Annotated in this window: 14 protein-coding genes; 7 read left to right on the top strand and 7 right to left on the bottom strand. The window is 42.7% G+C overall.

Annotated elements, in window-relative coordinates; genetic code table 11:
* The first annotated feature begins 27 nt into the window (after positions 1-27).
* Positions 28-2,274 (top strand): sodium-translocating pyrophosphatase, encoded by a 2,247-nt coding sequence (locus MB380_RS10460; protein ID WP_253535306.1) that lies wholly within the window; start codon positions 28-30, stop codon positions 2,272-2,274.
* 300 nt (positions 2,275-2,574) lie between these two features.
* Here the strand turns inward: MB380_RS10460 and MB380_RS10455 are convergent, their stop codons facing one another.
* The 5 genes from MB380_RS10455 to MB380_RS10435 form a co-directional block, all read right to left on the bottom strand.
* Positions 2,575-3,492: a DUF6607 family protein gene (locus MB380_RS10455; RefSeq protein ID WP_101727050.1), complete on the bottom strand. Its 918-nt coding sequence runs from the start codon at positions 3,490-3,492 to the stop codon at positions 2,575-2,577.
* A 186-nt stretch (positions 3,493-3,678) separates the two neighbouring features.
* Positions 3,679-3,894, bottom strand: coding sequence for a hypothetical protein (locus tag MB380_RS10450; RefSeq protein ID WP_253535304.1), 216 nt, complete (start codon positions 3,892-3,894; stop codon positions 3,679-3,681).
* 34 nt (positions 3,895-3,928) lie between these two features.
* Positions 3,929-4,633 carry a DUF4198 domain-containing protein gene (locus MB380_RS10445; RefSeq protein WP_253535302.1) on the bottom strand — a complete coding sequence of 235 codons (705 nt, stop codon included), beginning with the start codon at positions 4,631-4,633 and terminating at the stop codon, positions 3,929-3,931.
* A 62-nt stretch (positions 4,634-4,695) separates the two neighbouring features.
* Positions 4,696-5,850: a PepSY domain-containing protein gene (locus MB380_RS10440; protein ID WP_253535300.1), complete on the bottom strand. Its 1,155-nt coding sequence runs from the start codon at positions 5,848-5,850 to the stop codon at positions 4,696-4,698.
* 6 nt (positions 5,851-5,856) lie between these two features.
* On the bottom strand, positions 5,857-8,223 hold the full coding sequence (locus MB380_RS10435) for a TonB-dependent receptor (RefSeq protein WP_253535298.1): 2,367 nt from the start codon (positions 8,221-8,223) through the stop codon (positions 5,857-5,859).
* 153 nt (positions 8,224-8,376) lie between these two features.
* Between MB380_RS10435 and MB380_RS10430 the strand changes: the two genes are divergently transcribed.
* The 5 genes from MB380_RS10430 to MB380_RS10410 all read left to right on the top strand — a co-directional run bounded on the left by MB380_RS10430 (position 8,377) and on the right by MB380_RS10410 (position 10,391).
* A complete protein-coding gene (locus tag MB380_RS10430) occupies positions 8,377-8,865 on the top strand; it encodes a Fur family transcriptional regulator (protein ID WP_253535296.1) in 489 nt (162 codons plus the stop codon).
* 32 nt (positions 8,866-8,897) lie between these two features.
* Positions 8,898-9,089 (top strand): hypothetical protein, encoded by a 192-nt coding sequence (locus tag MB380_RS10425; RefSeq protein ID WP_253535294.1) that lies wholly within the window; start codon positions 8,898-8,900, stop codon positions 9,087-9,089.
* Between the two features lie 3 nt (positions 9,090-9,092).
* On the top strand, positions 9,093-9,419 hold the full coding sequence (locus tag MB380_RS10420) for a DUF6686 family protein (protein ID WP_253535293.1): 327 nt from the start codon (positions 9,093-9,095) through the stop codon (positions 9,417-9,419).
* 168 nt (positions 9,420-9,587) lie between these two features.
* Positions 9,588-9,812: a DUF2798 domain-containing protein gene (locus MB380_RS10415; RefSeq protein WP_253535291.1), complete on the top strand. Its 225-nt coding sequence runs from the start codon at positions 9,588-9,590 to the stop codon at positions 9,810-9,812.
* 9 nt (positions 9,813-9,821) lie between these two features.
* Positions 9,822-10,391 carry a Crp/Fnr family transcriptional regulator gene (locus MB380_RS10410; protein ID WP_253535289.1) on the top strand — a complete coding sequence of 190 codons (570 nt, stop codon included), beginning with the start codon at positions 9,822-9,824 and terminating at the stop codon, positions 10,389-10,391.
* Between the two features lie 91 nt (positions 10,392-10,482).
* On the opposite strand, the gene MB380_RS10405 is transcribed toward MB380_RS10410, so the two are convergent.
* The gene (locus MB380_RS10405) at positions 10,483-11,043 is read right to left on the bottom strand and encodes a 50S ribosomal protein L25 (RefSeq protein ID WP_253535287.1); all 561 of its coding nucleotides are present in this window, start codon (positions 11,041-11,043) and stop codon (positions 10,483-10,485) included.
* Positions 11,044-11,077: 34 nt separating this feature from the next.
* A complete protein-coding gene (locus MB380_RS10400; RefSeq protein WP_253535285.1) occupies positions 11,078-12,028 on the bottom strand; it encodes a ribose-phosphate pyrophosphokinase in 951 nt (316 codons plus the stop codon).
* A 153-nt stretch (positions 12,029-12,181) separates the two neighbouring features.
* On the opposite strand from MB380_RS10400, the gene MB380_RS10395 reads away from it, so the two are divergent.
* Complete coding sequence (locus tag MB380_RS10395) at positions 12,182-12,559, top strand: hypothetical protein (protein WP_253535283.1); 378 nt, start codon at positions 12,182-12,184, stop codon at positions 12,557-12,559.
* The last annotated feature ends 116 nt before the right edge of the window (positions 12,560-12,675 follow it).

The raw sequence follows: 12,675 nt of genomic DNA, 5'->3' as shown, positions 1-12,675 counted from the left end.
ACTTACTAAACTCAAAATAATTCATTTATGGATTCACAGATTGTCTACCTTGTTCCGGCTTTCGGAATAATCGGATTACTTTACACTGCTTGGCGATTCAGTTGGGTTTCTAACCAACCTGCCGGAGATGCCAACATGCAGAAGCTTTCAGGCTACATTGCCGACGGAGCCATTGCATTCTTAAAAGCAGAATGGAAAATCTTGGCATATTTTGCCATTCCTACGGCCATTATTCTGGCTTGGTTGGGCACAAACAAAGGCACTGCCGAATCCCCTATTCATTCCTCACCTATCATTGCTGTTGCATTCTTAATCGGAGCTATTTTTTCTGCCACCGCCGGTTATATAGGTATGAAAATTGCCACCAAAGCTAATGTTCGCACTGCTCAGGCTGCCCGTACTTCGCTGGCTAAAGCACTGCAGGTATCGTTCACCGGAGGTTCAGTAATGGGTATGGGTGTTGCAGGGCTTGCCGTTTTAGGTCTGGGAGGACTATTCATTGTGTTTTACAACATTTTTGCTCAAGGAGAAGACCTGACTTCTATCGGTATGAAAACCGCCATTGAAGTACTGGCAGGTTTCTCTCTTGGTGCCGAATCTATTGCTTTGTTTGCCCGTGTGGGTGGCGGTATATACACCAAAGCTGCCGACGTTGGCGCTGACCTTGTAGGTAAAGTTGAAGCGGGTATCCCTGAAGATGATGTGCGTAACCCGGCCACAATTGCAGACAACGTGGGTGATAACGTGGGTGACGTTGCCGGTATGGGCGCCGACCTTTTTGGTTCTTATGTGGCTACTATTCTGGCTACAATGGTTTTAGGGCAGGAAATTAACGTTACCGATAATTATGGTGGGTTCTCTCCTGTTTTGCTACCCATGCTGATTGCCGGTGTTGGTTTGTTGGCATCATTGGTTTCAACTTTCTTTGTGCGTATCAAAAACGATCAATCTTCAGTACAGAACGCACTGAACCTGGGCAACTGGGCGTCTATTATCATTACGCTGATAGCTTCTTATTTTCTGGTAACCAATATTTTACCTGCCAGCCTGAACCTTCGCGGTCATGAGTTTACGGCCATGGGTGTCTTCTGGGCTATTGTGGTTGGTTTGGTAGTAGGTGCTTTAATGTCTGTTATCACCGAGTATTACACGGCTATGGGTAAACGCCCGGTAATGTCTATCGTTCAGAAATCAGGTACAGGCCATGCTACTAATATTATTGGCGGTTTGGCTGTGGGTATGGAATCAACCGTATTACCCATCATCGTTCTGGCAGCCGGTATCATTTTCTCTTATCATTTTGCCGGCCTTTATGGCGTATCTATTGCCGCAGCAGGTATGATGGCCACTACTGCCATGCAATTGGCGATTGATGCTTTCGGCCCTATTGCCGATAACGCCGGTGGTATTGCTGAGATGTCTCAGTTGCCTCCGGAAGTACGCGAACGCACCGACAATCTCGATGCCGTTGGTAACACCACAGCAGCTACCGGAAAAGGCTTTGCCATTGCCTCAGCAGCGCTTACATCACTGGCATTGTTTGCTGCCTTTGTAGGTATTGCCGGAATTGACGCCATCGATATTTACAAAGCCCCGGTATTAGCCGGCTTGTTTATAGGCGGTATGATTCCATTTATTTTTAGTGCCCTTTGTATTTCTGCGGTGGGTAAGGCCGCCATGGAAATGGTTAACGAGGTTCGCCGTCAGTTCCGTGAAATCCCCGGAATTATGGAATACAAAGCAGAACCTGAGTACGAAAAATGTGTCGCAATTTCTACACAAGCATCAATCAAACAAATGATTCTTCCGGGCGCCATCGCTCTCATAGTGCCGGTTTTAGTGGGCTTCGGATTCAAAGATGTTTTTCCAGACACTTCATCGCCCGAAATTCTGGGTGGTTTGCTGGCTGGTGTAACAGTATCGGGTGTTTTAATGGGTATGTTCCAGTCTAACGCCGGTGGTGCATGGGACAACGCCAAGAAATCGTTCGAAAAAGGAGTGGTTATTGACGGTGAAACCTACTACAAAAAATCGGAGCCACACAAGGCTTCTGTAACCGGTGACACCGTGGGTGACCCTTTCAAAGATACCTCAGGCCCATCTATGAACATCCTTATTAAATTGATGTCAATCGTATCATTGGTTATTGCCCCATACATTGCAGTGCCGGCCAAACATGCGGGTGTTCCTGAGAAAGCTCCGGTTGTAAAAGCTGTTTCAGCCCCTTCAAAGGCGGATGTAGCTAAAGCAGAAGCCGTTGCTTCATTGAAATAATTTAGAGCCTTTTCAGGCTTAAAATAAGCTATTTTGAAGCCCCGTTGATTGCTCAATGGGGCTTCTTTTTTATAATTAGTAGAGACGCATTGCATGCGTCTCTGATGGCATATATATTAGGTGAACCAGATATGTAAAACTATGCTTTGCAAATCAAATTCTAAGATAAGACGCAAGCATTGCGTCTATACCAGATTCGTTAATTGGCACATTGTATAAAACAAAAATCCCGCAAAGCTCTCGCCTTACGGGACTTTATCAATTCAAAAATCACAGAATTCTGAAATCTGTACCAAGGGCTTAGTTTTTGCCAATTACTTCGTCAGTATTATAAGTTACAAATTGGGTTAAGACATCTTTAATCTTTTTGCGGTTTGTTGCTGAATCATTCTTTTCTTTTTCAATGGCTTCCAGATGCTCGCTTAACATTTTACTTCTTACAAATTGTTTCAATGTAAAAGTTTTGTGTTGGTCGAAAACTCCCTGCCATTCTGCACGAACATCAGCCCAGAAAGCGCCATGTTCAGCCCACCATTTTTTAGTTACTTCGCAGGCTTTATCATCAGCCAGTCGACGGTAGTCGTTCAAACCTTTTTCCTGTACTAAAACCAGGTCTTTGCCATCTTTTCTTAGTACTTTATCGTTATCCTGTTCGTGCAGATAGCCGTAATCTGTAACATAAATACGGTTACCTCTTTTCAGAACGTTGTAATCTTTTCTTTTGGTGTACTCACGACGTGGGAGCGGCGCATCTACTTTGCTTTCCCAAAGGTGTTTGCCATTTACGTGCGACCATTGTGCGAAACCCTCATAACGTGGGCCATCTTCAACTTCATATACTTTCTGCGACCAGCCTTTCTTTACTGTGTTTTTTTCAAGCGGTGTGTATTTCCAGGTACTTTCTTTATAAAAACTGAATAAGGTTGGGTCTTCGTAGGTCCAGTCTTCTCGCCAGTGTTTCACCACCATGGTGTCGCCTATTGCCAGTAAATGTTGGATAACAATCTTATCTTTTGACTCCTCCACCACAAATACATATTCGGTTCCTTTCGCATGGTACTGGCTGCTTAGCTTGTACTCTTTATTGGGGCTGAAAGTCTCTGCGTAATCAAATTTCACTTCATGGCATCCGCATTGTGCTTTGATAGCCGCTATGTCGGCCGATTTCTGGGCAAATGCGCCAAATCCTGCCAATAACAACATGAATGTTTTTTTCATATCTGTTTAAATTAAAATAGTTGATTTATAGTTAAAAAATGGATTTTTACTTCCTATTTGCGTTTTGCCAGACCTATGCAAAAGCGATTGAATTAATTACAGTTTGATTAATTGGTTTGTCTATGAAATGACTCGCCATTACATCATTGATAATTCATGATTAAAATCAACCAGTCACTTTGTTATTTAAGCTTTATAATTACATTTCTTAAAGCAAACGCATTTGCATCCGGCTTTTCTTAGGGCGCATTCTATTTCGTCTTCTTTTACCGCTTCATTATTGATGGTAAGAATATGATGAGCGCCGAAATCAATTCTGAATGAAGATACCCCCACTTTTTTCAGCTCATCGCTCAGGCTCTGCAATTCATCCGGATTCCTGATATTGGTTATAAATTTCATGGCAAAAGTGTGGTGTGGATTCAGTAGTCGGAGCCTATTTTACTTCAATGGTGGTTTCTGTATGATACCTGACCGACTCATAAGGTTTATCCTGATAAGTTCCGGGTGTTTTGTCAATCCATTCGGCTTCTATCAGATACACCCCTTTGGTGTTTGGCACAAATGAAGCCCTGCCTTTTTCGGTAGTTATTTTTACTTTCTCCCAACCGTCCGGGCTTATGATGGTCAACTTTGCTTTGTCGGCAGGTACATTGTTTTTAAAAGCGGTCAGGCTAATACCATTATCTGATTCGGTGGCAACAATATCAAAGTAATTGACCGATTTAGCCTGTACGGCACCTTTGCCCACTTTATAGTTGGTGCGCAGGTACTGCATGGGTCTTACAATGCCCAGGTTATGCTTGTGCCAGTCTTGCACTTCGCGGGTTTCGTTAATGCCCAGTATCTGGTAATTACCTTCAGTTGCTGGTGTAAAGGTACCCTCCCAATGTGTTTCGGTTTGTTTGGTAGGTATGTCCTGGCGGTTTCCGGCTTCGTCAATCACAAAGAGTTTAATCTCATTCATTTTGTCGAGCGATTTACCCTTCATCCTACCCTGGTTTACATATTCGCCATAATAAATCTGTATTCTGGCCGGCTCACCTGGTTTGCCAGAACCTTTCACCTCTAACCAATAGCCATGTGCCTGCAACACATAGGGCATCAGAATAAAGGCTAATACTGCAAGTTTAATTTTCATAGAGTTATGATTTTATGTATTGGATTCAATTGAACATCGGCCATTATTACTGCTTTCAGAAATCAGGCATTCAGTACGGTTGCTTTGGTTTTAACCTGGCCTGCCGGTTTTGCATTCTTTTTTCTTCTACCCCACCAGATATACACACCTGTAATGGGCAGGCTGGCAGCTATAAGGCTGGCAAAAAATGCCAGAAGTTTACCTGAAAAACCAAACAATGCTCCCACGTGTATATCGTAGTTCATCCGGAAGATTTTATCTGCTGTCGATAAGTCTTTCAGGCGGCCAAAGGCATGTTCCACCGGTACCTCCTTCAAGGTATATTGGTCAAAATACCTGTAATCATGCTTCCAGTACACATCGGTATCGGTAGTGGTGGCAGTGGCAATGGTTGATTTCCCGGTTTCAGGCGGGTGTACCTCTATTGTAAGCGCTTCGGGGGTTTCGGCCCTTACTTTTTCGTAAATGCGGTCTATCGCTGGTATAGAAGAGGCAAGGGGTTGAGAGGGCGACTCCGGCTCATAGTATTCAACCTGTGTTTTGCCTCCTGAAAGCGTATAATAATAGGCTTTAGAGAACCACTGGAAACCCCAAACAAGCCCGGTAATGGCAATAAAAATAACCACCCAGGTCATGTAGAAGCCCAGCACATTGTGCAGGTCGTAGTTGACCCTTCTCCAGCGGGCATTCCATTTTACAGAGAACCTTTGTTTAGCCGCCGACTTGTTTTTAGGCCACCAAAGAATCAGCCCGCTGATCATCAACACAACAAAAATCAGCGTGGCAGTAGCCACAACCGGCTGCCCGATTCGGTCTGGTAACCACAAATAAAAATGGCCGTCGAGAATGATACGGAAGAAATCTTCATCCATATTTTTCACTTTCAGCACTTCGCCAGTGTATGGGTTCAGGTAAGCCAGATAATAATAGGATGGCTCGTAATGATAAATAGTGGCAATGGCCGCACGCCCGGGTCTTTCATAAGTGATACTATGAATTACTTTGTTGGGCACCGCCTTCTCTGTTACGGCCTTTAGCACAGATGGTTTCAATAAAGGTTTGTTCTGAACCTCAACATACCTGTAAGGTTGCGTAAGGTCCTGAATTTCAACCTGAAAGGCATAAATGCAACCGGTTATACTTACCACAAACACCACCAGCCCGGAGCCAAGCCCGAGCCAGAGGTGTAGTTTACCTATTAATTTCTTAAAGGTCATACCTGATTAGAATTTGTAATTGATTGAAAGACGAAGGTTTCTTTTTGCTTCTGCCTGCCAGTAATAGAAGTCGCTGTAGGTATAATACGCACCCATATATAAGTAGGCATTGAGTATATTGTTTACATTAAGGGCCACAGCGAATTTGTTGGCCTGATAAGAAACGGCGCCATCCATTTTGAAATAGTTGGGCAAGCCTTGTTTGGATCCGTCAAACACATACCATGACGAACGACCTGTAATAAGCTGACCGCCAAGCGATACGCCAAATCCTTGCAAGCTACCCGCTGTAGATTTATAGCTCAACCAGGCATTTGCAATATTTTTAGACGACCCCGGCGTTTGTACGCCTACGTTTTTCTCCTGCGTGTCTTTGGTTACTTTGGCATCGGTGTATGCATAGTTCAAAGTAAGGTCAAGACCATGAATCAACTGCCCGCGTAGGTCAAATTCAAATCCTTTTACTTGTGTCTGACCTAACTGCACCGAGAAGAATTGGTTGTTAGGGTCGGCTGTCAGTACATTGTTTTTGGTAATGTTATAGGCAGCTACTGACGTAGACCACAAACCACCCAGCCATTCGCGTTTCAAGCCAATTTCCTTGTTGTTTCCTGTAACAGGTTTAAAGCCTTTGCCTTGTGCGTCAGCGCCTGCCTGTGGAAGAAAAGCCTGATCAAATACTGCATAAGCGCTCGTATTTTTGTCGATAGAATAACTCAAACCAACACGTGGAGTAAATTTCTCTGATTTCACAAAGCCAGAATATGGGTCACTATTTTGTGCGCTGGTGTATCTTCCGGCCAGGGTTAGTCTTAATTTATCTTCAAAGAACCTGATTTCGTCCTGTGCATAAATGGCCGCATACTGTTGAGCGTAATAAACTCCTCTCTGGCGTAGGCTCAGGCTTCTGTCATATTTAGGAAAGGCCGATGCCGGTACGTTTCCGTGAACAGGATTGTAAATATTAAAACCTTGCGGCCCTTTAAAGGTGCCTCCTTGCGACCAGTCATGATAGAAATCTTTCTGGCCCATGTCAAGACCTGCCAGAATCCGGTGGCCTACTACACCTGTTTTGGCGTCGCCGTTTACGAAGAACTGACCTACTTTTGTTATGCCCAGTACGTCCCAGACAGAGGCAGCTCTGATTAAAGTATCACCATTGGCCGAAAAACCTGTTGGCCATAACGACTGCCCAATCTGTTTGTAGGTCATATATGCCAATTGGCCGGTCAGTTTCCAGTTGCTGTTCAGGCTATGTGCCAGCGTCAGGAAAAACGTATTATCGTTAATGTTCGATGGGTCCATGTTCGGCTCTGCCGTAGTGGCATTAACGGGTAAATCGGCCATGCCTTTCTTAGAAAATGCGTAATTTGAACCAATAACCGACATCTGGTTAAACTGGTAGGTGTATTCGGCGGTTAATGAGGTGTTGGGCGTAAACTGAAACTTCAGAACCGGTGCTATTGATATACGGTTATTGTATTCAAAATCGCGGTGCGAGCCCTTCGTCTGCCCCATCAGGTTCAATCGGTAAAGGATTTTGCCGTTATCGGTCAATTTTCCGTCAAAATCCAATGTTGACCGATAGGTATTAAAGCTGCCTACTGTCATTGAGGCTTCTCCTTTGTTAATACCTGTTGGCTTTTTGGTAACTACATTATAAAAACCACTTGGTTCTCCATTGGCCAGCATAAAACCTGCCGGGCCTTTTACAAACTCAATGCGCTCTACCATGCTCATGTCTTCCACCAGCGGGCCCCAGGTAGACTGCACGTTCATACCATTTCTGAACGCCGCAATCTGCGAGCCTCTCATGTTTATCTGGGCGTAGGTATCCCAGTGCTCTACACGGGTTGCGCCACTCACATTGCGGGTTACGCCTTCCAGCATATCAAAAATCTGCTGGTCCTGAATCACCTGTTTGGTAATTACCTGTATGTTTTGTGGGATTTCAAGAAGAGGAGTTTTTAACCGAAGCGAAATAGAAGGATAATCTGATACATATTTACTAGGGTTGGCTGCCACTACTACTTCCTGCAGCTGGTTGGCGTTTATGTCCATCGTAAAATCAAGCGTAACGATTTCGCCCGCTTTCATACTAAACTTTCTGGTTTCGGCTTTTAAGCCAATAAAACTTACCTGCGCCGTGTAATCGCCGGCCTTCACCTGGCTAATCTGGTAATTACCCAGGGTATCGGTAAGCGTGCCTTTGTTTGTTCCTTTTAAAATTACATTTACAAATTCTGCTGCTTTACCGTCGCTGGTAATCACTCTTCCTTTCACTGTTCCGTTCTGAGCCCATGCCCATGAACCGCACATTAGCATAAACACTGTAAAAACTGACTTCATTTTGTGGGGTGTTAGTTTACTCATTTATTTAAAAATGCTTTGTTTGATTTGATGACGCAAATGTATATCTTATTTAGACTAATTAAAAATAAATAGATAAAATTATTTGGATTAATTCTAAATAAGCCTCAACTTTGTCTCAGGATAAGATTCAGGATTAAATCAGACCACTTATAAATGGCCAGCAACAGAGGAAAAATGAAAGATGTAAACTACGAGAAAGCTCTTGCAAGGTTTTTAATCTTTTTGGAGGAAAAAGGATTGCGAAAGACTGCCGAAAGGATGATGATGCTAGAGGAGATTTATTCAAGGAATGACCATTTTGACGCAGAAGACCTCTACAAAACAATGGTCGACAAAAAGCAATATGTAAGCCGGGCTACTATATATAATAACCTTGAAGTTTTACTGGAATGCGGGCTGATACGCAAAAACCAGTTTGGCAACAATGTAACCAAATATGAAAAAGCGGCCAATTTCAGGCAGCACGATCACCTGATTTGCCTGGATTGCCAACAGGTGAAAGAATTCTGCGACCCCCGTTTACAGCAGATTCAGAAAATGATTGGCGAAATGATGCAATTTGAAATTACCCAACACGATTTGCTTTTGTATGGCCATTGTGAAAAACAAAACTGTGAAAACAAAAAGGCGCTTAATAACTGAAGCCAGCAAAAGCGCCTTTACTATGATAAGCCATGAAAGAAAACTCAGAAATAACCAAAAACCCCGCACCCCTGTTTCAGCAGGTTTCAGAGGTAATTGAATATGTGCATAATCAGCGGATTTTTCTGATTGGCCAACCATTGCTTAGCAGGTTTAAAGATTTAATAAACGGCTATGATAAAATTAACTACGCTGAAGTATTGAAAAAGAAGTTGACCCGATGAAAAATGGATAATCATAAACTCTTAATACTGGCCTCTTGCAGCTACGGATATGTAGGTAAATGCCCCTGCTGCCAAAAATACAACATGGTTTTTAATAATCAGTTGTTTGTTTTTCCGGAAGAAGACCTGCGGCAGTTCAGACGAATACTAGACGATGGTGATACCGTTTTTAATGCCGGAGATTTGTGCTGCAATGGCCGTAACATAGGTTTAAAAACACCTGTTAGTAATTTTTACCTGATGTTTACACCGCGCGAGTTTGAACAATTTAGAAATATGCTTGACGATGCCTTTGTGATGATAGAGGTAAACAAAGTATTACAATACTGAATGAATAAACCCATCAAGAATTTTATATTTAAGTCGTAAATAACTGTCGTAGTATGCAATCTTGCCACCATTTTGAGTGGCAAGATTTTTTTTGACCTATGTCAAAGTTTAAGAAAAATAAACCATGCAATTTTGCGTCATCAAATTATTCTTAAACAATTAAAACAAATGAAAAAGAAACATTTTAAGTACATCAACACATTATTTGTGGTGATACCCATGACATTAATTATGGCTTTTGTAGGCCTGATGCGTAACTACGGCTTTGGTGAAGACTGGTTCTTTAAATTTCTGAAAGCCTGGAGCGTTATGCTACCTGTTGCTTATGCTGCTGCATTTCTTATTATTCCTAATGCACGCAAACTGGCAGAAAAACTGACCGTTAAAGATTGATTTTTATATATGTACGAACAGCTAAGCCAATATATCAAAAGTCAGATTGATGTAAGTGAAGATGAATTAAAAAGCATTCTTTATTGCTTCAAACCCTTACAACTAAGGAAAAATGAACCCTTGGTTACCCAGGGACAAACCAGCCAGCGGACCTTCTTCGTTGGCAAAGGTTGTTTACGTATATTTTTTATTAATGAAGACGGGCAGGAAGCCACCCGCTATTTTGCTTTTGAAAACCAGTTTGCCACCGCGCTGGTAAGTTTTATAACCGAAGAGCCATCAGACGAGTTTATTGAAGCTGCCGAACCCACCGAACTTCTGTATATAACACATCAGGATTTCCATCAGCTAATTACAGTTGTACCTCAATGGGAAAAATTCTATAGAAATTATCTTGAAAAAGCGTATGTTAATAATACCCGCAGGTTGATGTCTTTTTTAACACAGGATGCTACTGAAAGATACCGCAGGCTGATGGCTGAAAACCCTTCGGTAGTAAGAAGGCTGCCTAACAAGCTGGTTGCCTCATACCTGAATGTATCTCAGGAAACACTGAGCCGCCTGAAATCTAAAATATAAATCATCAGCCTCCAAGCCGCCGTAGCTAAACTTCAAAAAAATAACGGACCGTTGCCGGCCCGTTAAATATCTATTAGCGATTAGCTCAATCTTATTGCTGACGCAAAGAACGAGGAATGGTAATAACTGCCAAAGGATTGCTGGCGGCATCAAGGATTTTAACACCTTCAATTTCACCAATAGCACCTACTTTGATAGATTTACCTAAGTCAAGGTCTTTGATATCAACGTTTACGTAATCAGGAATATGTTTGGCTGGCCCTTGCAAACGTAGTTTTTGCATTTTCTGAACCAGTTTACCCCCTTTCTTTTGTCCTTCTGACGGACCGTGCAATTTGATAGGAACCGCTACCTTGATAATTTTATCAGGTGTAATTTCCAGGAAGTCAGCATGGATAATCTGGTCATTTACAGGATGGTATTGTGAATCCTGCAAGATACCTGTATATACTTTGCCTTCAATATTGATGGTTACTTCGTAAGCATCTGGAGTGAACAATAGGTCACGGAACAAATAAGCAGGCGCATAGAACGAAACCTGATCGGCACCACCGTATAGAACACATGGAACCATACCTTGCGCGCGCAATTCCTGTGAAGCCTGGCGTCCGAGATTCGCTCTGTTATACCCTACAATCTCAGTTTTTTTCATTTTTGTAAAGTTTAAATAATGAATCGGGTTCTTGTCAGAAGCCCAGATTCTGTTGATAATTTATAAATAATGTGCTAATAGACCCGTTATCTCTGATACGCCCAATAGCCTTGCCGAATAGTTCAGCAACAGACAACACCTTGATTTTCTGGTTGTCGTGGCGCAATGGAATGGTATCAGTTACTACCAATTCTGTTAGAGCCGAATTTGATATATTTTCGTTAGCTTTACCAGAAAGCACCGGGTGCGTACAGAAAGCACGAACCGACCTGGCGCCTTTAGATAAAATAAGATCAGCTGCTTTGCAAATGGTACCTCCGGTGTCAATCAGGTCATCAACCAGAATCACATCAGAGCCCTCCACATCACCAATCAGTTGCATAGAGGCTATTTCGTTTGCTTTTTTACGGTGCTTGTCGCAAATCACAATATCTGCATCAAAAAAAGAGGCAAACTTGCGGCAACGCGCCACGCCGCCTACGTCAGGAGATGCAAACTTGATATTTTCCAGATTCTGGGTTTTCAGGTAAGGCACAAAAACTGATGTACCCTCCAGGTGGTCAACCGGAATATCAAAAAAGCCCTGAATCTGGCCGGCGTGCAGGTCCATGGTCATTACCCTGTCTGCACCGGCAGCTGTAAGCATATTGGCAATCAGCTTGGCTGTTATTCCAACCCTTGGCTTATCTTTTCTGTCTTGTCTGGCATATCCAAAATAGGGTATAACTGCACAAACATAGTGAGCCGAGGCACGTCTGGCAGCATCAATCAGCATTAAGAGCTCCATGATATTATCTCCCGGAGGAAATGTCGACTGAACCAGAAACACATCACACCCTCTTACAGATTCATCAAAGCTTACCGAAATTTCGCTATCAGCAAAACGGTTGATGCTTACGCTTCCTAAATCTTTGCCATAATAATCGGCTACCCGACTGGCCAAATACCTTGATGACGTACCTGAAAAAATCTTAACTTCTGCCATTTGTTTACACTTCAAAAAAAGATGCGCAAAGGTACGCTTTTTACTTAAAAAATCACATACCTGTTTAGAATATTTTCAAATTTTGTATAGATTTGCATAATTCCCAAAATGCCTGTAGTGGGTGTGCACTCAGGTTGCTAAACACCAAAGCGAATGCAGTTGTCTTTATTGGATGAGGTTCCGGAACTAAACAAGGTTTTCTTTATAGATATCTTTGCCGAATCTTTTTTCGACATCAATAAAAGAAGAATGCGGCTGACCACCATTTTAGGCCAGCCTGTACCGCGCGACATAAAAATCAGTTGCCCTTCAAAACTGATTGGCACTTATCCGGAAGGTACAATTTTTAAACTTGATGCCCGGCTGGTACGTAAAGGGGCTGGTAAAAGACCTTATTTTGTGGCCATTAACCGCAGCCACCTGCAAAGGGCAATTGAGTTTTTTGATTATAACCTTAAAGTTCAGAACGGCTTTGACTACGTGTATCCGAAGCGGAAGCAAACCGCCAGGGCCATGCAGGCGCGTGTCTGAATTTTGCTTGACTAGGTACGCATGAATAGTTTGCTTCTCCAGACCAGCAAATAAAAATCTGCCTGAAACCGGGAAAAAAAATTATTTTCAACAGCGTTTTGAAAGGTAATTTACGT

It is taken from the genome of Emticicia sp. 21SJ11W-3, from assembly GCF_024138715.1.
Taxonomy (GTDB): Bacteria; Bacteroidota; Bacteroidia; order Cytophagales; family Spirosomataceae; genus Emticicia; species Emticicia fluvialis.
The sequence above is the reverse complement of the archived record's forward strand: the minus strand, read 5'-3'. Positions and strand labels throughout refer to the sequence as shown.